Source organism: Solitalea koreensis (assembly GCF_900182575.1).
Classification (GTDB): Bacteria; Bacteroidota; Bacteroidia; order Sphingobacteriales; family Sphingobacteriaceae; genus Solitalea; species Solitalea koreensis.
Map to the genome: position 1 here is coordinate 151173 of NZ_FXSZ01000006.1, position 20685 is coordinate 171857.

The window sequence follows — 20685 nt, forward strand, 5'->3', positions numbered from 1 at the left end:
ATATGAGCAACGAACAAACAACTCCGAATCCTACTAAAAAAATTATTGCCAGAGTGGTAATAGGGCTAGTAGTTATTGCATTGGGAATCTATGGTTTTAAGAAACTACAGTTTTTCCTTGGACACGAAACAACCGATAATGCACAGGTGGAAGGTCATATGACGCCTATTTTATCACGAGTTCCCGGATATATTAAATCGGTTAACGTGCAAGATTATCAGCAAGTAAAAGCAGGTGATACCATTGTAAGTATTGACGACGCTGAATTGCAGGTAGGTTTGATTCAATTACAAGCAGATTATCAAACTGCCTTAGCAGATCTTGAAAGTGCAAAAGCAGCGTTAAAAAACTCAAAGCTTTCTTATGATCAGGAAAAAACTAATTTGAGCCTTAATCAAATTAAATACAACAAATCTGTAGCTGATTATAATCGTGATCAAAATTTGTTAAAAGATCAAGCTATCACTGCTAAACAGGTTGATGATTCAAAAAACAACTTTGAAGTAAATCAGAAACAAGTAGCTGCATCAAAAGGAAATGTGGAAATCGCCGCTTCAAAAATTCCGATGATGCAAGCAGCAATTACTAAAGCTGAAGCTAATGTTGCGCTTAAAAAAGCAAAAATTGAAGAACAAAAGTTAAAGCTTTCTTATACCAACATTATTGCTACTACTTCTGGTAGGATTGGTAAAAAGAACATTGAAAAAGGTCAATATGTGCAACCTGGCCAACCGTTAATGACCATCATCGATGGTAATGAGTTTTGGGTGATTGCCAACTTTAAGGAAACTCAAATTGAAAAAATTAAAGTAGGGCAGCCCGTTAAAATTTCAATTGATAGCTATCCTAATCTTAAAATTAATGGTAATGTACTTTCTGTTTCAGAAGCAACAGGTGCAAAATTTTCATTATTGCCTCCTGATAATGCAACCGGAAATTTTGTAAAAGTAACGCAACGTGTACCTGTAAAAATTACCATTGAAAATCCCGAACAATACAAAGATTATTTGAAATCTGGTTTGAGTTTGAATGTTTCAGTAGATATTAAATAATAAGCAAATGGCACTATCGGGTTTTAAAAAATGGATCGTAGTGGTCACGGTTATCACTGCGGCCGTCATGGAGCTGATTGATACCTCGATCGTGAACGTGGCACTTTCGCAAATGAGCGGAAGTCTTGGGGCTTCAATTGAAGATATTGCCTGGGTAATTACAGCGTATGCCATTGCTAATGTGATTATTATTCCGATGACTGGTTTTTTAGCCAGATTTTTCGGAAGAAAAAATTACTATTTAGGATCAATCATCCTATTTACTATTGCATCTTATTTCTGTGGGCAGTCGACTAATTTATGGGAGCTGGTAGCCTTCCGATTTATGCAAGGTATAGGTGGAGGAGCTTTGCTTTCCACGTCCCAGGCATTATTATTTGATGCATTTCCAACCGAAGAACGGCCATTTGCTTCGGCCTTATTTGGTATGGGGGTAATCATGGGACCAGCTTTTGGACCTACCTTGGGAGGTGTGATCATTGATAACTTTTCATGGCCTTTGATTTTTGATATTAACATTCCTGTTGGAATCATTGCTGGTATTCTTGTTTATTTATTTGTTGACAAGAAGCCCGAAGAATATAATATTGATCGAAAGAATATTAAAATTGATGTAATTGGTATCTTATTATTAACGGTTGGCGTTGGTGCTTTACAATTTGTGCTGGAGAAAGGCGAATCGGAAGATTGGTTCCATACTAACTATATTACTGTTCTTACCATTACTGCTATTGCTGCACTCGGAACATTTATTTTTTGGGAATTTCGTACCAAAGAACCAGTGGTAAATTTACGTGTGCTAAAAAATAAAAACCTGGCTTTTACAACCGTTTTAACCTTTATTTTCGGTTATGGATTGTTTGCTGCGGTATTTATTTACCCAATTATGGTGCAACGTTTAATGGGTTATACACCAACGATGACAGGTATATCCTTGATTCCTGGAACACTTAGCGCATTTTTCATACTACCAATTGTTGGTAAGGCAATGGTGAAAGGGGTATCGCCGCAGCTATTTGTGGGAGTAGGATTTTTCTGCTATATTTTCTTCTGTTTTTGGATGGCAAGTTTTAATACTGATGCAAGCAGTTGGGATTTTTTTCACCCGCTAATTTTGCGTGGTATAGGGGCGGCCATGTTAACAGTTCCTCTCACCAATCAAGCAGTGATGGGTTTGAAGCCCAAAGATATTCCACAAGGTATTGCTATCAATAATATGATGCGTCAGTTGGGTGGAGCCTTTGGTATTGCAATTACTAATACCTATATCGCCAATCGTGGAGCAGTACATCATTCCGATCTAATCGCAAACGTTGATACGGGTGCAGTTGCTTCTGATCGTATTACTCAGTTGACAAATTTCTTTATGAGTAAAGGAATGACGTTGGCAGATGCGAAAGATCAGGCCATGCACATGATCAATGCTATTGTAAATCAACAAGGAACACTTCTAAGTTATCAGGATGCATTTAGGTTGGTTGGGGTTTTCTTCATTCTATGTTTACCACTCATTGGTTTGGTGAAAAAGAAATCCGTAAGTAAAGAAGAAACTGAACAAGCTGCAAAAGCAGCAGCAGAAGCAGCACATTAATCGAGATTTATTAAAAAGATGAAAAAGTATTACTTATTAACCATATTGTCACTATTTATCGTGCTACCGGTATTAGCACAAACTAGTGATTCGGTTTCATTGATTTCTGTAGTTTCACGTGCTCTGGATTACTATCCAAAGCTCAAAGAACAGAAAACACAATTAGAAGTCGCAGATTATAAAACGGACATAATCAAAAGCAAATTCAGGCCTACGGTTGAAGCTGATGCAGTGTATCGTCATATCTATCCTACTTCATATGCTCAATTAGGCGGTGGAGAACGACTTGCTTTTTTTCCGCTTGATCAATGGGATATGGGTTTAAAGGTTAGTCAAACGATCTATGATTTTGGAAAAACAAATGCTGAGTTTGAAAAAACAAAAAGTGAGAAAAAGTTAAGTGAAGATCAGTTCATGAATACGTCATTTAATTTTGCCTATCAGGTAGCCAACGTTTATAACAATATTATTTTTCTAAATAAAAGTATTGATGCAATCGATGCCCAAATCAATGTGTTAACTACAACTTTAAAAGTGATCGACAGTCGTATTCGTAATGGAGTAGGCATTGAGTTCGATTTAGTTTCTACTCAGGTAAAATTAAACGACGCGATTAATCGTAAAACGGAGTTGCTTAATAATCTTAAAAAGCAATCGATTTTGTTAAATGCCCTATCAGGATCAAATTTGGAGCCGACTGTTCAAAAGCTGAAAACCTTTGAGTATTCCATGAAAACCTTTAACGCTGATTCAGTATTTGCCGTAGCTCAACACGGTAACACTGAATTGCTGGCTGCAAAATCAAAACAAGCCGTGGCTGCAAATGAAGTAAAGGTTAATTCAAAGAACTGGGCTCCGTCATTAGTTTTTAACGGTGGAGTTGGTTACAAGAATGGTTATTTTCCAGGGAACATATATAATTTGGAATTTAATTATGTAGTTGGCGCAGGCTTGTCGATTCCAATTTACACAGGGGGGCGTAACGATAATCAGCATAAAATATCAAAGGTAAATTTGCAGGCTTCTCAGTATTATCTGGATGAAGTGAGTATTAATCTAAAAAAAGATATTGAACAAAATATTGCAGACGTTAATACGTTTCAACAGAAGGTAGTTTTTTCGGCTACTCAAATGGAGCAGGCACGACGCGCTCTTGATTTAGCCAACTCTCGTTTTAAAAACGGAGTGATCACAAACATCGAATTGTTGGATGCTCAATCTAATGTGTTGAAATCGTCGGTTGACAAAATTTTTTATGAATATCAGGTAGCTACCACGCAACTCGAACTTAAACGATTAATGGGCGTTCGTTTTTGGGCTCAAAATTAATAATAGGTTGATTAGGTTTATTTCAGATGAAAGCCGGCAGAAATGCTGGCTTTCGTTTTTTGGAACTTTCTTTTAATTTCAAACTATAAAAATTTAGATCTTATTTATGGTCGTTAACTTAACATTCAAGTCAAAAAAAACATTATTTCAAACTAGTTGTAAATCAATCATTTTTTGTAAATTGATTAGAGTAAAGCCTTATGATTGTTCTAAAATTTAAATCAAAAAAATACGCTTATGGATAGTCAATTGAATTTCGATGCATTTCATGGAGAAATCACCGAATGGAAAAGTATGGTGAATCTTGTTCGTGATGAATTAAAAATCTTTAATGATGAGTTAAGTAAAATCGCAAAGAAAAACTTATCAATGGATGCTCTTCGACATGTTGAACATTTTCAAAATCAGTTTATTAGACAGAACGAGGTTTCAGACGAGTTTTTTCATGATCTGAAACAGGCCGATAAGGCTATTATGAGGCAACTGGAAACCAGTGAGAAAAATGCCGATGTTAAGTTAGGAGATGAGCATTTCGAGCTTAGAGATCGGGCGAATATTTATGAAAGGATATTCAAGGATTTAAAAAATGAATATCATTCTTTTCTTGAGAAAGCAGTTTAATGTAAAATAAGATAGTCACCGAGACGAAAGCTGGTTAGCTAATTTAGTTTTCCAGCTTTTTTTCTGCACAGTTTTTTATCATTTATAACTCTGGTATTGAATTCCGTAGGTTTTAAGGTATTCTGTAAGTGCCGGAAGTCCCACTTGAGCTCTTCGTTTATCCACATTTTTCTCATCCTCAATCGGAGCCACTTTCCACTCACCGTGTTCATCATAATTGACCTGACTTCCATACTTCTGTCGTTGCCCCATATCTACGGCAAGTTTATCTTCAAACATCGCCAATTGAGCCGGCGATGCGATGTTAACTTTCACAGCTTTAAGAATATCAGGCATGCACTTTCTGATTAAATTAGGATGAGCTTTAATCATCGTATTAAATATGGCTTCACTACCTTTCTTTCCAACAATATTGGGCCCTAACCATCCGTAAGTTTCTATGAGTTTAGTTACTTTACGTATACTTTCTAAATCACGTGAATTAGCAATTTTTGTTAAATCTCTTTCTACCGCTGAATTATACCCATAATTTTCACGAATTGTCGCAATTTTATTCTTGAAACTTTGATCCATATCATAAATGGAGTCGAGCATAGCTTTTAGCGGTTTATCGTAATTAGCCTCTGCTCGTAGTTGATTTTCAGTCACTGTTTCCAATAACATTGGCCAACGTGCATCTAAATGTATAGGCGTAAGCAAAGGTTCGTTTGTTAATTGTTCTAAATCTGAATAATTCCCTTTTTCAACAATTCGAATTAAGTGATAAAATGCCGAATCTGAATTTTTGCACATTGACCATGAACATGCTGCTTTATACCGATCAGATATGGTTCCTCTCCAATTATTTACACGGAAGGCCCAGGTGAAAATCCTCGAGGAACGTACAAAATCCTTTTTTTTGAAAAGAGAATCGGCTTGTATGCTTAATTGCGTATAAAATTCCGATTGAGTTTGTGCTTGTGCAAACACGAGGACAGAGTTGAATGAGAAGATAATAGCCAAGTAAAATTTCTTCATAATCACTGTTTAAAAAGATCTTAAGTTTAACTCTTACAAACTGATCAAATATATAAAAATATATGAATTGCACTTTAAGCAAAGTATAATTTTGATTAAATAATTACTCATAGTTATTTTTAAATATTCTTAATAGTTAAATTATATTCATTTGTTTATTTGTTTATAAATTAATAAGTAGTTTTTACTGATCGGATAAGGTCATTTTTCAAAGTTTTAAATTTGTTTACACCTGTTAAAACTGTAGGTAAAGAGTTTATTCCTCCGAAAATTAAATATTAACAACAATTCCATATTTTAGGTGATCAATTGATGTAATGGCGAAGAAAAGAATATATAGTTTAGATGCACTACGTGGAATAACAGCACTTTTTATAGTATTTTATCATGTTTCATTTTGGCAACATCAAAGTATGTTTGATGAAGGCACCTGGCTTACAAAGAAATTAGGACTTTACGTGGTTGAACTATTTTATATGCTAAGTGGGGTGAGTTTAGGATACATCTATTTTGAAAAATTCAACAAAATTGATACTGCAGAATTAACCCGTTTTTTTATTAAACGGTTTTTCAGAATTGGCCCTCTTTATATTTTATTATGTATTGCAGCCATTTTCGTTTATCAGATTCCGCATTCAATTGATACAGTAAAGAAACTGCTGATTAATTGTACCTTATTATTCGGATTATTTAATCCTGCATATTCTATGCTAACGGGAGGGTGGTCCATAGGTGTTGAGTTTTTTTTCTATGTTTTTTTTCCAATCCTGGTTTTTTTAGCGCATAAAAATAAAATGTTCGATTATTCCATCACCGTTTTACTGGTGTGCTGCAATTTTGCATGGGCTATATTAATGATGCGTTACCCAACTTTAGGAGATGGTTGGTTAGGATATGTGTATCCACTTAATCATTTTATTTATTTCTGGCTGGGAGTATTAATATCAAGATTAGATAAAATGCATAATAATTGGTCCTATTTAATTATGGGCATTGTATTGTTTGTGTTCACCGGTTTTAACTTTGAAAAAACAAATGATTATTCCATTGAATTGGTAAGTGGGCTTAATCGTTTGTTATTATCAGCTTCGGTTGGATTAATTGTATTCTTCTTTTATTTAAAGGTGGAGTTCAAGCATGAACGAATTAACCATTTTTTTGATTGGTTAGCATCGATAAGTTTCTCATTGTACCTGATTCATCCCTTTGTTTACCTGTATTTAATGAAATTGAACGCAGCATATCAATGGAATTTACACTTCTATTCTATCTTAAGTATCACATTAGTGTCCGCTGTATTGCTAGGACGAGTATTGTTTATTTATGAGAAATTTTTCATGGACCTTGGTAATAAATTGGTAGCCAAAGTTTGAATAAGGTTTTCAAATGGCATTAAAAAACCTCCATGGAAATTATCCTATGGAGGTTCTTGTTCATTTATATAATCTTATTCAAAAAACTCTTTCATTTTTTCGAAGAAGCTTTTCTCATTTTTACCTGGGTTAGGTTTAAAATTGGGTGAGTTTTTCAGTTTTTCCAAGATATCTCGCTCCTCATTACTCAACGTTTTTGGAGTCCAGATGTTCACATGAATCAATTGATCACCTCTGTGGTATGAGTTTACTTCTTTTATGCCTTTACCTTTTAAACGAAGAATTTTCCCGGCTTGAGTTCCCGCATCAATCTTAATTCGAGCTTTACCATCAATTGTAGGTATTTCAACGCTGGTGCCCATGGTAGCATCAATAAAGCTTAAGTATAAATCATAAACAATGTTATTACCATCACGCTTTAAGGTTTCATGCTCAATTTCTTCAATTAAGATGATTAAATCTCCAGGAACACCACCACGGGTTGCCGCATTACCTTTACCAGCCATAGAAAGTTGCATGCCATCACTTACACCAGCAGGAATGTTGATCTTGATGGTTTCTTCTCCACGAACAACACCTTCACCCTGGCAAGAATGACATTTATCGGTAATGATTTGTCCGTCACCATGACAAGTAGGGCAAGTACTGGTAGTTTGCATCTGCCCCAGAATGGTATTGGTTACCCTTCTTACGCTTCCTGCTCCACCACATGTTGAACAAGTTTTAAAAGAAGATCCCTTGGCTCCCGAACCTTGGCAAGTGCCGCAGTTTACAAGTTTGGCAACTTTAATAGTTTTTTCAACACCGTTAGAAATTTCTTCTAGTGTTAACTTTACTTTAATGCGTAAGTTGGTTCCACGATTTACGCGTCGGCCACCACCTGCACGTTGACCACCGCCAAAAAATCCCTCAAAAGGACTTCCTCCGCCAAAAATATCTCCAAATTGACTGAAGATATCTTCCATATTCATATTGCTGCCACCAAAGCCGCCGCCGCCATTATTGGCTCCGGCACGATGACCAAACTGATCATAGCGTTGACGTTTTTCAGCATTACTTAATACTTCATAGGCTTCAGCTGCTTCTTTAAATTTATCTTCAGCTTCTTTATCTCCAGGATTTTTATCAGGGTGAAATTTAATCGCCAGCTTGCGGTAAGCTTTCTTTATTTCATCAGCACCTGAATTTTTGGCAACTCCTAGTATATCGTAATAATCACGTTTAGTCGACATGGTTTTTCTTAAGCTCCTACAACTACTTTAGCAAATCGAATGACTTTATCATTCAATAAATATCCTTTTTCTAACACATCAACTACTTTTCCTTTCATGTCTTCAGACGGTGCAGGAATTTGGGTTATAGCTTCATGTAAATCTGACTCGAAAACCTGTCCCATGGCATCCATCTCTTTCAGTCCTTTTTGGGTTAAGGTCCCTTTCATTTTGTTAGCAATGAGTTTCATACCTTCCATTGCCGGATCAAGATTCTCCTGACCTTCAATTGCTTTAAGAGCACGATCAAAATCATCCAATATAGGAAGCAAGCTTATAATAACATCACGCCCGGCAGTTTGAAGAAGATCAACTCGTTCTTTGGTGGTACGACGACGGAAATTGTCGAATTCAGCATATAAACGAATATATTTATTATTGGCTTCGTTTAATTCTGATTTAAGTAATTCTAACCCTGACTCCACTTCTGCACTTTCAGAACTATCCGAAAGGGTTTCTTTTATTGATTCCATACTTTCGGCTATTTCAGCGCTGTCAGCCTGTTTATCAATAAATTCTTCGTGAACCTGGTTCTTGTCTTTATTTTCCATCTTGTCAGTCTTATTCTTAAACATAATAAAGGGTATGGGTTAAGTTTTTAATCCATTTTGCAATTGGTCAAAAAATTTGCCAATAGCTTTTTAACCGACATGATGTCAGTTAAAATTGAATGTCAGTTACAATAAGTCATTCATTCTGACACATAATGTAACGTCAGAGTTGAAACACTTGTTTGATTCCGACTAAAATGATTCTTTTAGAATTTTACAACGAAAGTACAGCGTTATCAATTACTTTTCCATCTTGGCATTTAATAATGCGTTGCGGGAATTTATTAATGATATGATAATCATGGGTGGCCATCAAAACTGAAGTTCCTGATTCACTGATTTTCTTCAGGAGAGCAAGGATCTCTGCTGAAATTTCAGGATCCAGATTTCCGGTTGGCTCATCAGCGAGAATAATTTCAGGGTGATTTAATAAGGCACGGGCAATAACTATGCGCTGTTGTTCACCACCAGAAAGTTCATGCGTGTATTTTTTTAATTTAGTACGCATACCCACATTGTCTAATGATTCCAGAATACGCGACTGCATCGCTTTTTCATCTTTCCAACCCGTAGCTTTCAGTACAAATTGGAGATTCTGCTCAACAGTTCTGTCGGTTAAAAGCTGAAAATCCTGGAATACTATACCTAGTTTACGACGTAGATAGGGTACATCTTTATCTTTAATTGCCTTCAGGTCATAACCAGCCACCCAACCACTGCCTTGTTCAATATGTAAGTCGGCATATAATACTTTGAGTAAACTACTCTTACCACTACCGGTAGATCCGATTAGGTAAGCAAATTCACCTTTATTAATGTTTAGCGAAACATTGGATAGAACCAAGTGCTTTTGTTGGTATACATCAACGCTTTCGAGCTTTATTACGTTCTGGATCATCTCAGATATCAAGTTTTAAAATTTTTCCAAAGGGTAAATCTTTTACCAAATTCAGGATATATTCTTGTTTATCGCCTAGTCCTATTTTATCTAATGCCTTCTCGGGTCTGTCAATCCGGAAGTAAGCCAATAAGGTGAATTTTTCATCACGTAATTGAACGTAATCAGGGATTTTGGCAACTCCTTTAACTTTTAAAATGTACAAAGTGATGTTTTTTAAAGGTTTTTTCAAAAATAAGATTTCAAATCAGATTTGGCATATTTCATTTGAGTATTTTGATTTAAAGATTTTAATTCTGAATTGTAAGCTTAAATCTTTAGTAAAAACTCCATGGTGTCAATGCCATCGGCATAATCCCAAAGTTCAGGCTGTTGAGCCGTACCAAAAGACAAACTTCCCTGGAATAAACCATCCTTACTCACCACGCATTGAATCAAATCTGCATCTGTAGCTAAACGTGTTTTCAGCTCTGTTTCATCTGCGTAAAATTCATAATGTAGAGAAGCAATAGGAGAGCTGTAGCTGCTATTTTCACTGATCATCAAAAAATGATTTTCAAGATACTTAACCTTATTCATTAACAACAAGGTTAGGTTATAATCAAAGTTGTTAGCATATTTATTATGATTGATGATGGGTTTATACGACTCAATTCCTTCAAAGAAAGAGGTGAAATTATATCCTTGAGGCACGTATAATTTAGAAACATTACGGCAACCTAATCCGAAATACCAAAAAATATCTTTGCCTAATTCATGAAAATCATCAGCTGTTTCTGATCCATTCAATACTGCAACCGAGTTGCGGTTTTTGCGAATAATATGCGGGTATTTGCTGAAGTAGTAATCAAAGTACCGAGAACTGTTATTACTTCCTGTGGCGATAATTGCATCAAAATCTGTTAATCGTTCAACAAATTCAAATCGGCCTGCGAACGCCGGTTCTATTTCGGTTAGTTTTTTAAGAAGAAATGGTATAAGTTTAGTGTCTTGAGATGATAATTTTATCAATGCCTTATTTCCACTTGCTAATACACAAACAATATCATGAAAGCCCACCAGTGGCAGATTTCCCGCCAGAATTAAACCGACTTTTTTAGATTTTTTTTGCAGGAACAATCCACTTTCATAAGTAAGGAGCCATTTTTTTAATTTTTCTTCTTTTAAGGAATTTCCAATTGAAAATAAGGCGTTTTGTGTAGATTCAGCTGTGAACCATGCATTGTTAAATTGGGCAGCATTTACCAGTTGTTCTAATTCAGCCGATGGGTTTGAAAGGTAGTTTCCTAAAATTGATAGGGAGGTGATTACTTGTTCAGTACTTAAGTCTGGCATATTTATTGAGATTTTCAGAAACGAAATAGCGGATTATGTGTTATATTTGCAGCAAAGTTAATAAAACACCATAAAGTTTTAAGATATGGCGATTAAGATCACTGAAGAATGCATAAACTGCGGGGCTTGCGAACCTGAATGCCCAAATAATGCCATTTATGATGCAGGCGCTTCTTGGCGTTTTTCTGATGGTACAGATTTAAAGGGTATGATAGACTTTGGGGATGGTAATACACTGGATGCCGAAACCTTACAAGCTCCAATTTCTGACGAAGTATATTATATTGTTCCTGATAAATGTACAGAATGTGTAGGCTTCCACGATGAACCTCAATGTGCAGCGGTATGCCCTGTTGATTGTTGTGTGGATGATGAAGATGTACGTGAAACAGAAGAAGAACTGCACGCTAAAAAAGAGTGGTTACACATTAGTTAATTTACAAAACCGTAAATATAAAAGCGGGTGTTCATTAGTTGAATACCCGCTTTTTTTCTTTTTGCCGACTCGAATTCTGTTACTAACCTATTTTATTTTAGAAAATTTTCTGCAACAAGTAATTTCTCATAAAAATACTAACTAATAAAAAATACTTTTTACTTTTGTTATGATGCGAAAACACAAACAAATATGGGCAGTCTTATTATCCTTGCTGATTATTATTTCAGGAACGGGATTTTCGCTGTCAGTACATATTTGTTGTGGGAAAATTCAGCATTTTTCACTTTTTGCTAAAGCTAAGGACTGTGGCATGATGGATATCAAGTCAATGTCGGCAGAAAAAAGCGCCTCATCCGCTATTGTCATCAAGAAATTTTGTTGCGAAGATAAAACCTTCAGTATTGAAGCCAGAGAATTTAAAGCAGAGCCAAAAGCCCAGGCTCCACCGATTGACTATAAGCTGTTGAATACGTTCGTTTATGTTTTCTCATTTGTAAAATACCATTTCCCTGAAAGTTCAAGTAACCATGCACTATTAGTCACGTGTGAAAAATACCATTCAACCTATTCAACCTCTGCTGCCTATTTGCAGGTTTTCCGCATTTGATTTATTCCCCCTTTTCCTTATTAGGCTGTCTCAAAAGTCAAACTAACCTGTTTTGTCATGTTGAGCGGAACCGAAAACAGCTGTTTCATGATGTTAAAGAGCCTTCGACTACGCTTAGGGTGACAAGGGAACACTTTTAGACAGCCTCCCGATTGTCTATTTTCCATTTATTATAAAATTTTATGATTGAAAAACTTATTTCCTTTTCATTAAGGAACAGGTTTATGATCCTATTGGTGGCTATCATGTTATTCGGTTGGGGAATACGCTCTGTCCGGACTAGTAAGGTAGATGCTATACCCGATCTTTCTGAGAACCAGGTAATTGTTTTTACCGAATGGATGGGCCGGAGCCCTCAAATCATGGAGGACCAAATAACCTATCCGCTGGTAACCAACTTGCAAGGCATACCCAAAGTGAAGTACGTTAGGGCCAATTCTATGTTTGGCATGAGCTTTATCTACATCATTTTTGAAGATAACGTAGACATCTACTGGGCCCGATCCCGAGTATTGGAAAGATTGAGTTCTGCCACCAACTTGCTTCCTGCCGGGGTGAGTCCACAATTGGGACCTGACGGAACCGGAGTGGGGCATATTTTATGGTATACCCTGGATGCCCCCGGAATGGATTTGGGTGAACAACGTGCCGTGCAAGACTGGTATGTGAAATTCGCTCTTCAAAATGTATCCGGCGTCAGTGAGATTGCTTCATTTGGTGGTTTTCAGAAAGAATACGAAGTAACTCTTGACCCAAACAAGCTAAACTATTACGGATTAACCGTTGCGCAGGTTATCAATACTATTCGAATCAATAATAACGAAGCAGGCGGACGTAAATTTGAGTTGAGCGACATCGGCTACATCATTAAAACCACAGGATATATTAAATCGATCGGCGATTTAGAAAATCTTCCTGTTAAAACCCGTCAATCAATCCCCGTAAAACTTAGTGATGTGGGTAGCGTGCAGCTCTCAGGGGGCAGCCGTTTGGGAATTTTTGATGTGAATGGAGAAGGAGAAGCCGTTGGAGGAATCGTGGTGATGCGCTATGGCGAAAATGCCGACGCAGTAATTAAAAATGTAAAAGCCAAAATGGAAGAAGTAGCAAAGGGCCTTCCTAAAGGAATGAAGTTCAATATTATGTACGATCGCAGCGGCTTGATTGAAGAATCAATCACTTCAATAAAAAGAACGCTGATCGAAGAAATGATCGTCGTTTCATTGATCGTCATCATTTTCCTTTTCCACTGGCGCAGTGCCTTGAGTATTATCATTCAAATACCCATCACCATTGCCGCAAGTTTCATTTTGCTAAATGCATTTGGCATTAGTTCAAATATCATGTCGCTAACCGGTATTGCCTTGGCTATTGGGGTTATTGTCGACAATGGAATCATTATGGCCGAGAACTCTTACAAACATTTAGCTGCACGGCAAGCTGAATTAAACAGGGAAAAACAATAAAGAATCTCACTATGTGGAATAAACTAAAAAAATGGTTGGGAATCCGTTCTTCAAAAGAACGAGATTACGTTGAGTTATCCCGCGAAGAGCGTATGGAGATCATTGAAAAATCATGCAAACAGGTTTCAAGAGGGGTGTTTTATTCAACGATTATCATTATTACCTCTTTCTTACCAGTATTCCTGCTAACCGGGCAAGAAGGAAAGTTGTTTCACCCGCTGGCTTACACCAAAACATTCATCATGATTATCGATGCGCTTTTGGTGATCACTTTAGCGCCGGTAATGATCTCCTTTTTTATGAAAGGACGATTTAAAACGGATGAAGAGAACCCAATCAATCGGTTTCTGGAAAGAATTTATGAACCGATAATTCGATGGTGCATGAGGCATCGCAAAACCACCATCGGCATAAACATAATCGCTTTATTGATCAGCATTCCATTGGTCTTGAGCATGGGGCGCGAGTTTATGCCTCCATTGGATGAACAATCCATTCTGTTCATGCCGGTAACCTTGCCCGATGTTTCCAATGCGGAAGCCAAGCGCATTCTTCAGGTGCAGGATAAGATCATTAAATCTGTTCCTGAGGTAGAAAAAGTACTGGGCAAAGCAGGCAGGGCCAGTACAGCTACTGATAACTCGCCTATCAGTATGATTGAAACAATCATTATGCTGAAGCCTAAATCAGAATGGCGGGAAGGCTTTACAAAGAAAGATATTATTGATGAATTAGATGCTAAACTTCAAATACCCGGCGTGGTAAACGGCTGGACTCAACCGATCATCAACCGCATCAATATGCTGGCAACAGGTATCCGTACCGATGTGGGTGTAAAAGTGTACGGCCAACGACTGGATAGTATAGCTCAGGTTTCTGAACGGGTTAAAAAACTGTTGCAAGACATTCCTGGCGTGAAAGATCTGTATGTGGAGCCTGTTACCGGCGGCAAATATTTGGAAATTGATATTGATCGCGAAAAACTGGCCCGTTACGGCTTATCTGTTGATGAAGTAAATATGACAGTTGAATCTGCACTGGGAGGAACTCCTTTTACCAATACCATTGAAGGCCGTAAACGATTTAATATACATGTTCGCCTGGCTCAGGATTACAGAAACAGCGTTGAAAAAATCAAACGTATTCCGCTAAATGCTTCAGATGCAGGCATTGTTCCGCTTTCATCAGTGGCTAACATCAAATTTGTAGATGGCCCGCCCATGATCACTTCTGAAAATGCTATTCTACGCGGCGCTGTTATGTTTAACGTTCGTGAAAGAGACCTGGGCACTACCGTTAATGATGCCATAAAACAATTAAACAACGATTTGAAATTGCCCAATGGATATTTTGTAGAGTGGAGCGGGCAATACGAAAACCTGATCAGTGGAGAGCGTACATTAATGCTCATCCTCCCGATTGTGGTGGTGATCATTTTTCTGTCATTGTATTTTGCTTTTAAATCTATCCGGGAAGCTTTCCTAAGCCTTATCACCATACCTTTTGCCTTAATCGGTGGGGCGTACATGGTTTATTTCTACGGGGTAAACTTGTCGGTGGCCGTGGCCGTTGGCTTTATCGCTCTGTTTGGTATTGCTGTTGAAACCGGGGTAGTAATGGTGATTTATTTGAACGACGCCATGCGTCAACTGGTAGCATTGAGAGGTAATTCGCGTGAAACAATTTCTAAGGAAGAATTAGAGGAATTTGTTATTGCCGGTGCTGCCAAACGTCTTCGCCCTAAGCTCATGACCGTTTCGGTGGCTCTGTTTGGTTTGGTGCCAGTTTTATGGTCGATGGGCGCTGGCAGCGATGTAATGAAACCCATTGTACTGCCTATGATCGGAGGGGTGTTGACTTCATCAACCCACATTTTATTGGTAACCCCACTCATATTTTTAATGACTAAAGAGTATGAATTGCGAAAACTCGGAAAAATGGAGGTTTACGATGTGCATCATTAAAAAAATAATCAGTATAACCATCATCACTCTTTTGCCTTTCTGGGGACTTGCCCAGCAAAAGGTGATGACGCTTGACAGCATTTTAACGCGCATAAAGCAAAATAGTCCACAGCTTTTGCAATACGACGCCAGGATAAAAGCGGTGGAAGAGTCGGCTAAAGGAGCAAAAGCATGGATGGCTCCAATGGCGGGAGTTGGGACATTTATGACTCCCTATCCCGGACAAATGGCAGAACAGCCTGGCGACCAGGGCCAGTTCATGATCTCATTGGAACAGGATATTCCAAATCCTATAAAGTTAAATGCAAGGGCTAGTTATATGAAATCGAAAGCTGGTATTGAGGCTCAAAACAAAAATGTTTCATACAATGAGCTGCGTAGCCAGGCTAAGAAACTATACTATGAATGGCTGGTGCTCGATAAAAAGATTGCCGTGCTTCAGCAAAACAAGGATATCCTGCAAACCATGAAAAAGCTGGCAGAGATTCGCTTTACCTACAATCAGGGCCTGTTAAGTTCAATTTATAAAACAGAAGCCCGCATTGGTGAAGTGGAGGATATGCTCGTCGAAACAAATTCTAAAATTCAGGAGAACAAATATTGGATGAAGGGACTGATGAATGTGCCTTACGATTTTGATTTCACTATTGATACAACATGCCAGGTAAAATATGATATGACGGTTTTGCCCGATACAGCTTATTTGGGCAGTGCTCGTAGCGATATACAAAGAATGAACGAAACCATACAATCCATGAAACTCAACCAGACAGTAATAAAGTCGGAAGCAAAACCGGATTTTAAGATCAAGTTTGATCACATGATTGGTTACAATCCTCATATGCCGCTAATGTATACTTTGATGGGTATGGTCTCTATCCCAATGGCACCTTGGTCGTCAAAAATGTACAAATCGGGTGTAAGGCAAATGGATTATGAAATCGAGGCCATGAAGAAGGAGCGGGAGGCAATGCTGAATCAGATGTCGGGAATGAGTTTTAGTATGAAGCATGGCCTGCATACGATGGAGCATCATTTGACGAATTATGAAACCCATATACTGCCCGCATTAAAGAAGAGTTTTGAAACGCTGATGATCTCTTATCAGGAAAACAAACTCGATCTGCCGCTGGTGATCGATGGATGGGAAGCCTTAAACATGGCTCAGATGAAGTATCTGGAGCAAAAACAACAGTATTATCAAATGATTGCGGATTATGAGAAACAGCTTGAAAAATAACTTTTGCCAACAACAACTAGGCTTTGGCATGGGTGGGGTAATACGACTAAGTCTCTTAGTTGTTGGACTTCTATTACTGTTTTCAGCCTGTAATAAAAAAAACAGTGGGGGTGAAGCTGCAGAATATACCTGCTCAATGCACCCGCAGGTGGTGCAGGCCAAGCCCGGAACCTGCCCGATCTGCGGAATGGACCTGGTGAAAAAAATGGCAGGTGGAGCAACTCTGGATTCTAATTTAAACTTAAATGCTTTAGTAAAACCCACTAACGAGATCATTGTAAGTAACATTAAGACTATATATCCCGAAAAGGGACCGAAGGAAATAAAGTTGACACTAAATGGACGTATTACATATGATACCCGCAACTGGAACGCCTTGGCTTCGCGCATCCCCGGAAGAATCGAACGTTTATATGTTCGCTACAATTATCAACCTATAAAAAAAGGACAACTTGTAATGGATATTTACAGCCCCGATCTGGTGAATGCCCAACGTGAATTGATTTACCTGGTGAAAAACGGTGAGAATGAAGATTTAATAAACCGCGCAAAAGAGAAGTTGTTGTTGCTTGGAGCTACGAATCACCAGGTTGGCCAGATCACGAGGACGGGCAAAGTGCAATATGCTTTCCCTGTATACAGCCCTTACAGCGGATACATTACTGAAAATAGTTTAAGCGGCTTCAATACAACGGTTACCACTTCCACTTCGACAAATTCTTCAGGTGGAGCAATGTCGGGCATGGGAAGTGCAGCTGGCTCTGTGTCGTTACCTACGGTTTCAACTTCTCAACCAACATCAATGGGGCAAACCCTAAGCATCAGGGAAGGGCAGTACATTGGATCTGGAGAAACCGTGTTTAAGATTTTCAACCCGAATAAACTATGGGCTGAATTCTATGTACCCTCCGGAAAAATTCAAACACTGAAAAAAGGGCAAGCACTTAATTTGATCAGTGCTGATGACAGTACAGAAATGATTTCGGCGAATGTAAACCTCGTGCAACCTTTTTACAAAGAAGGACAAAACTTTTTGTTAGTGCGAAGTTATTTAACCAACAACTCTAAAAATTGGAGGGTGGGACAATTGATTAAAGGCACTATTACTTCGAAAAGTAAAGAAGGCATGTGGTTGACCAAACAAGCTGTCTTACAAATAGGAAATCAACGAGTGGTATTTGTAAAACATGCAGGGGCATTTGAACCGCGTCTGGTTACCGTTGGAATAAGGACGAATGGTTTCATTGAAATTCTATCAGGAATTGACATAAACGACAAGATTGCTGAAAATGCCTGGTTTCTTGTCGACAGTGAGAGCCTGGTGAAATTCAAATCAAAACTGAATTAAAAAGGTAAGTAATGAAAACGAAACGATATTTAAACATCCTTGTGCTACTGTCATTCTTTATTTTAGTCGCTTGTAGCGATAAGAAAAAGGAGCATGATACAGTAGGCACAAAATATACCTGCCCCATGCACCCACAGATTGTTCAGGATAAGCCGGGCACTTGTCCAATTTGCGGAATGGATCTGGTACCCATGACGGATCAAGGAAAAGACGCGTCAATCAGGCTTAATGAAAGTCAACAAAAACTAGCCAATATTATGACCATGAAGGTTGGAAAAGGAAGCATGGCGAATAGTAAAGTGCTAAATGGTAAACTGCTGAACAATCCTGAATTTACCGAAGTTATTTCTAGTAGGGTAAGCGGACGGTTGGAGCAACTTTATGTGAAAGAAACGGGTGTTGCAGTACGAAAAGGTCAGCCACTCTACAAAATTTACAGCGAGCAATTGTTAACCATGGAACAGGAATACCTGCTTGCCCTGAAACAATTGGCAGCTTTCCCTAATGAAAAACGATACAGTGAAATGGCCGATGCTGCCAGGAAGAAGCTGGAATTATATGGACAAACTTCTGGACAGATTGAGCGATTGGGCAATACCGACAAAACGGATCCGTATATCAATTTCCTTGCTCCGGCAAGTGGCATTATTTCGGAATTAAGCGCTATTGAGGGGCAATACGTTGGCGAAGGAAGTGTATTGATGAAACTTGAAAATCTGGAGCAGCTCTGGGTGGAAGCGCAACTATTTGCTAACGAGTTGGGGAATGTGAAGGAGAAATCTACTGTAACTGTACAAGTTGATGGCTTTGAATCGGAACCAATTACATCTATAGTTGATTTCATTTCACCTCAATTCGATGCCAATTCTCAGATTATTACCATCAGGGCCAGGCTGAGCAATCCTAAACTGCAATTTCAACCCGGAATGCGAGCCAATATTTTTCTTCCTTATGGTAATGCATCAAATGCCATAACTCTTCCTGTAAAAGCAGTGCTGCACGATGGTAAAGGCGAACATATATGGGTTAAAACCGGCGATAATACGTTTGAACCGCGCATGGTAAAAACAGGTATAGAAAATTTTGATCGGGTACTGATTGAACAAGGGGTGAAAGATGGCGATGAAGTAGTGATTAGTGGGGCGTATTTGCTGTACAGTGAGATGAAACTTAAAAAAGGAACCGATCCCATGGCCAGCCACCACCATGGAACGATGTAACAAGCTTGATTATAATAAGGATTTATAAACAACATAACAAACAAACAATGCAATTACGCACAATTTTGGCGATTGCTCTTGTAGCAGGAGTATTTGCCGCATGCAACGGAAAGAACAAAATCAAGGAACAAACCGAAAACCACGACATGGCAACGCATGAGCATGTGGAGGAAGAAAAAGGAGCAGCGAATCCCACATTTAACAACGACAAACTGAATATGGTATATCAGCACTATATTCATCTGAAAAATGCGTTGGTAGCATCAGAAGTTAACGAAGCCAAAAATGCCTCCGCTTCCTTAAAAACAGCTATCACCGAACTAAATGATAAAGATGCCACCGCTGTAGCTGAAAAACTCGCAAATTCATCCACAATTGAGGAGCAACGGGCTGTTCTAAACGATTTGAGCAAAAATGTAGAACGTTTAATTAAATCGTCGGGGGTAAAATCCGGTGAGGTGTATCTTGAATTTTGTCCGATGGCCAACAATAACGATGGCGGATATTGGTTGTCGAACGAAAAAGAGATCAAAAATCCTTACTTCGGTGATAAAATGATGAAGTGCGGTTCAGTTGAAGAAACCCTGGTAAAGAAATAACATGAAAAGGTCTTAAAAGTATCAAAAACATTTCGTGTCATTCCGAGGAAACTGCCTTCGCCTGCCTGCCCGCTGTACAAGACTTTGGGCAAGGCAGGCGAGGAATCGGCATCAACATGGGTCGCAGCCTGTTGCGGGATGTCACGACTTTTGAGACAAAACATTTACTTTTATACTATGCTACTACATGTTAAAAATATGGTCTGTAACCGCTGCGTTAAGGTGGTTAAAGAAGAAATTGAGAAATTGGGTTACAGTATAGAAAATATCAAACTGGGTGAAGTAGAGTTGAGGGAAGAGGAAAATCTTGTAAATAAAGTTCAACTTAAAGAGGTTCTGGAAAGCAATGGTTTTGAATTGCTCGATGACCGTAAAACCCAATTAGTTGAAAAGATCAAAAATGTGATTGTTGAACTCATACATCATTCAAAAGATCACCTTAAAACAAATGTTTCGGAATATATTTCCCAAAAGGTCGGTTCCGATTACAGTAATCTAAGCAATCTCTTTTCTTCAGTTGAGGGTATAACTATTGAAAAATATCTTATCCTTCAACGTATTGAACGCGCAAAGGAATTGTTGGTTTATGATGAATTAACCTTAAGCGAAATCGCTTTTGAACTGGGCTACAGCAGTGTTGCTCACCTTTCTGCACAATTTAAGAAAACGACAGGGCTTACTCCTTCTCACTTTAAAAAATTAAGCGACCATAAACGGATGTCATTGGATCATCTGTAGGCCGAAATTTTATAAAACTATTCCAT

Annotated in this window: 20 protein-coding genes; 14 read left to right on the plus strand and 6 right to left on the minus strand. The window is 38.2% G+C overall.

What is annotated here, in order from left to right:
- The first annotated feature begins 2 nt into the window (after nt 1-2).
- From FN756_RS10700 to FN756_RS10715, 4 genes are all read left to right on the plus strand, one after another.
- A complete protein-coding gene (locus FN756_RS10700) occupies nt 3-1052 on the plus strand; it encodes an HlyD family secretion protein (RefSeq protein ID WP_142604109.1) in 1050 nt (349 codons plus the stop codon).
- 7 nt (nt 1053-1059) lie between these two features.
- The gene (locus FN756_RS10705; RefSeq protein WP_142604110.1) at nt 1060-2643 is read left to right on the plus strand and encodes a DHA2 family efflux MFS transporter permease subunit; all 1584 of its coding nucleotides are present in this window, start codon (nt 1060-1062) and stop codon (nt 2641-2643) included.
- 18 nt (nt 2644-2661) lie between these two features.
- Nucleotides 2662-3972 carry a TolC family protein gene (locus tag FN756_RS10710; RefSeq protein ID WP_142604111.1) on the plus strand — a complete coding sequence of 437 codons (1311 nt, stop codon included), beginning with the start codon at nt 2662-2664 and terminating at the stop codon, nt 3970-3972.
- A gap of 237 nt (nt 3973-4209) precedes the next feature.
- Entirely contained in the window at nt 4210-4593 is a 384-nt protein-coding gene (locus FN756_RS10715) for a hypothetical protein (protein WP_142604112.1), read from the plus strand.
- Nucleotides 4594-4671: 78 nt separating this feature from the next.
- Here FN756_RS10715 and FN756_RS10720 read toward each other — a convergent pair whose 3' ends face one another.
- Complete coding sequence (locus tag FN756_RS10720) at nt 4672-5610, minus strand: DUF6624 domain-containing protein (RefSeq protein WP_142604113.1); 939 nt, start codon at nt 5608-5610, stop codon at nt 4672-4674.
- 317 nt (nt 5611-5927) lie between these two features.
- Between FN756_RS10720 and FN756_RS10725 the strand changes: the two genes are divergently transcribed.
- The gene (locus FN756_RS10725) at nt 5928-6983 is read left to right on the plus strand and encodes an acyltransferase family protein (protein WP_142604114.1); all 1056 of its coding nucleotides are present in this window, start codon (nt 5928-5930) and stop codon (nt 6981-6983) included.
- A gap of 74 nt (nt 6984-7057) precedes the next feature.
- Here FN756_RS10725 and dnaJ read toward each other — a convergent pair whose 3' ends face one another.
- From dnaJ to FN756_RS10750, 5 genes are all read right to left on the minus strand, one after another.
- Nucleotides 7058-8215 carry a molecular chaperone DnaJ gene (gene dnaJ / locus FN756_RS10730; RefSeq protein ID WP_142604115.1) on the minus strand — a complete coding sequence of 386 codons (1158 nt, stop codon included), beginning with the start codon at nt 8213-8215 and terminating at the stop codon, nt 7058-7060.
- 8 nt (nt 8216-8223) lie between these two features.
- Nucleotides 8224-8829: a nucleotide exchange factor GrpE gene (locus FN756_RS10735; protein ID WP_142604116.1), complete on the minus strand. Its 606-nt coding sequence runs from the start codon at nt 8827-8829 to the stop codon at nt 8224-8226.
- 190 nt (nt 8830-9019) lie between these two features.
- The gene (locus FN756_RS10740) at nt 9020-9703 is read right to left on the minus strand and encodes a cell division ATP-binding protein FtsE (RefSeq protein WP_142604117.1); all 684 of its coding nucleotides are present in this window, start codon (nt 9701-9703) and stop codon (nt 9020-9022) included.
- Between the two features lies 1 nt (nt 9704).
- Nucleotides 9705-9908 (minus strand): fructose-6-phosphate aldolase, encoded by a 204-nt coding sequence (locus FN756_RS10745; RefSeq protein WP_142604191.1) that lies wholly within the window; start codon nt 9906-9908, stop codon nt 9705-9707.
- 104 nt (nt 9909-10012) lie between these two features.
- Nucleotides 10013-11038 carry an acyl-CoA reductase gene (locus tag FN756_RS10750; protein ID WP_142604118.1) on the minus strand — a complete coding sequence of 342 codons (1026 nt, stop codon included), beginning with the start codon at nt 11036-11038 and terminating at the stop codon, nt 10013-10015.
- A gap of 85 nt (nt 11039-11123) precedes the next feature.
- On the opposite strand from FN756_RS10750, the gene FN756_RS10755 reads away from it, so the two are divergent.
- From FN756_RS10755 to FN756_RS10795, 9 genes are all read left to right on the plus strand, one after another.
- Nucleotides 11124-11474, plus strand: a complete 351-nt coding sequence (locus FN756_RS10755) for a 4Fe-4S dicluster domain-containing protein (protein ID WP_142604119.1) — start codon at nt 11124-11126, stop codon at nt 11472-11474.
- 169 nt (nt 11475-11643) lie between these two features.
- Nucleotides 11644-12084, plus strand: coding sequence for an HYC_CC_PP family protein (locus tag FN756_RS10760; protein ID WP_142604120.1), 441 nt, complete (start codon nt 11644-11646; stop codon nt 12082-12084).
- Nucleotides 12085-12266: 182 nt separating this feature from the next.
- Nucleotides 12267-13550 (plus strand): efflux RND transporter permease subunit, encoded by a 1284-nt coding sequence (locus FN756_RS14695; protein ID WP_142604121.1) that lies wholly within the window; start codon nt 12267-12269, stop codon nt 13548-13550.
- A gap of 11 nt (nt 13551-13561) precedes the next feature.
- Nucleotides 13562-15514, plus strand: a complete 1953-nt coding sequence (locus tag FN756_RS14700; protein ID WP_142604122.1) for an efflux RND transporter permease subunit — start codon at nt 13562-13564, stop codon at nt 15512-15514.
- Nucleotides 15501-16754 carry a TolC family protein gene (locus FN756_RS10775; RefSeq protein WP_185955252.1) on the plus strand — a complete coding sequence of 418 codons (1254 nt, stop codon included), beginning with the start codon at nt 15501-15503 and terminating at the stop codon, nt 16752-16754. Before FN756_RS14700 ends, FN756_RS10775 begins: the two co-directional genes overlap by 14 nt.
- Complete coding sequence (locus tag FN756_RS10780) at nt 16744-18102, plus strand: efflux RND transporter periplasmic adaptor subunit (RefSeq protein ID WP_185955253.1); 1359 nt, start codon at nt 16744-16746, stop codon at nt 18100-18102. Before FN756_RS10775 ends, FN756_RS10780 begins: the two co-directional genes overlap by 11 nt.
- A gap of 11 nt (nt 18103-18113) precedes the next feature.
- Nucleotides 18114-19322 (plus strand): efflux RND transporter periplasmic adaptor subunit, encoded by a 1209-nt coding sequence (locus FN756_RS10785; RefSeq protein ID WP_142604125.1) that lies wholly within the window; start codon nt 18114-18116, stop codon nt 19320-19322.
- Nucleotides 19323-19369: 47 nt separating this feature from the next.
- Nucleotides 19370-19921, plus strand: a complete 552-nt coding sequence (locus tag FN756_RS10790) for a DUF3347 domain-containing protein (RefSeq protein ID WP_142604126.1) — start codon at nt 19370-19372, stop codon at nt 19919-19921.
- A 177-nt stretch (nt 19922-20098) separates the two neighbouring features.
- Nucleotides 20099-20659 (plus strand): AraC family transcriptional regulator, encoded by a 561-nt coding sequence (locus FN756_RS10795; protein ID WP_142604127.1) that lies wholly within the window; start codon nt 20099-20101, stop codon nt 20657-20659.
- The last annotated feature ends 26 nt before the right edge of the window (nt 20660-20685 follow it).

Coding starts and splice junctions, on each gene's coding strand:
- FN756_RS10785 (WP_142604125.1), top strand. CDS start 18,114: ATGAAAACGAAACGATATTTAAACATCCTTGTGCTACTGTCATTCTTT.
- FN756_RS10735 (WP_142604116.1), bottom strand. CDS start 8,829: ATGTTTAAGAATAAGACTGACAAGATGGAAAATAAAGACAAGAACCAG.
- FN756_RS10790 (WP_142604126.1), top strand. CDS start 19,370: ATGCAATTACGCACAATTTTGGCGATTGCTCTTGTAGCAGGAGTATTT.
- FN756_RS10775 (WP_185955252.1), top strand. CDS start 15,501: ATGTGCATCATTAAAAAAATAATCAGTATAACCATCATCACTCTTTTG.
- FN756_RS10725 (WP_142604114.1), top strand. CDS start 5,928: ATGGCGAAGAAAAGAATATATAGTTTAGATGCACTACGTGGAATAACA.
- FN756_RS10700 (WP_142604109.1), top strand. CDS start 3: ATGAGCAACGAACAAACAACTCCGAATCCTACTAAAAAAATTATTGCC.
- FN756_RS10750 (WP_142604118.1), bottom strand. CDS start 11,038: ATGCCAGACTTAAGTACTGAACAAGTAATCACCTCCCTATCAATTTTA.
- FN756_RS10755 (WP_142604119.1), top strand. CDS start 11,124: ATGGCGATTAAGATCACTGAAGAATGCATAAACTGCGGGGCTTGCGAA.
- FN756_RS10740 (WP_142604117.1), bottom strand. CDS start 9,703: ATGATCCAGAACGTAATAAAGCTCGAAAGCGTTGATGTATACCAACAA.
- FN756_RS10710 (WP_142604111.1), top strand. CDS start 2,662: ATGAAAAAGTATTACTTATTAACCATATTGTCACTATTTATCGTGCTA.
- dnaJ (WP_142604115.1), bottom strand. CDS start 8,215: ATGTCGACTAAACGTGATTATTACGATATACTAGGAGTTGCCAAAAAT.
- FN756_RS14695 (WP_142604121.1), top strand. CDS start 12,267: ATGATTGAAAAACTTATTTCCTTTTCATTAAGGAACAGGTTTATGATC.
- FN756_RS10720 (WP_142604113.1), bottom strand. CDS start 5,610: ATGAAGAAATTTTACTTGGCTATTATCTTCTCATTCAACTCTGTCCTC.
- FN756_RS10795 (WP_142604127.1), top strand. CDS start 20,099: ATGCTACTACATGTTAAAAATATGGTCTGTAACCGCTGCGTTAAGGTG.
- FN756_RS10760 (WP_142604120.1), top strand. CDS start 11,644: ATGATGCGAAAACACAAACAAATATGGGCAGTCTTATTATCCTTGCTG.
- FN756_RS10715 (WP_142604112.1), top strand. CDS start 4,210: ATGGATAGTCAATTGAATTTCGATGCATTTCATGGAGAAATCACCGAA.
- FN756_RS14700 (WP_142604122.1), top strand. CDS start 13,562: ATGTGGAATAAACTAAAAAAATGGTTGGGAATCCGTTCTTCAAAAGAA.
- FN756_RS10705 (WP_142604110.1), top strand. CDS start 1,060: ATGGCACTATCGGGTTTTAAAAAATGGATCGTAGTGGTCACGGTTATC.